The following is a 554-nucleotide window of genomic DNA, read 5'->3' on the forward strand; positions in this document are numbered from 1 at the left end:
GCTGTTATTTGGCAGCTCGGTTTATTGCGTTTGTTTGGTTATGGGCTCGACCCGTATTCGGTGCTAATTCCATTCCTGGTATTTGCGATTGGTATTAGCCACGGTGTTCAAATTGTAAATCAGATTGCTGTTCAGCAAGCCTCGGGCCTAAATGCGCTTATGAGTGCACGCATGGCATTTCGTAACTTAGTGCGTCCGGGCATTTTGGCTTTAGTGAGTGATGCGATTGGTTTCTTAACGTTGTTCTTCATTGAGATTGAAGTTATTCGTGACCTAGCTGTTGCCGCAGGTCTAGGTGTCGCTGTGATCATTGTGACGAACCTTATTTTGCACCCAGTGATGATGTCTTATACCGGTTTGAGTAAAGGCGGACTGAAGCATGCGAAGAAGGTTGAAATGAGTGATCATAAACCATGGCGTGTACTTTCATTTATGTCTCATCAGAGTATCGCACCTATCTCTATTATGATTGCGATCCTAGGCTGTGTAATTGGTCTGTACTATCAAAAAGATCTAAAAATTGGTGACTTAGATCGTGGTGCTCCGGAGCTAAG

General features: G+C 44.0%; 1 pseudogene. It reads left to right on the plus strand.

Features of this window, described 5'->3' with window-relative positions:
- Window positions 1-554: pseudogene (locus tag A3762_RS27870) on the plus strand (RND family transporter); the annotation flags it as partial.

This window comes from Oleiphilus sp. HI0125 (assembly GCF_001635355.1).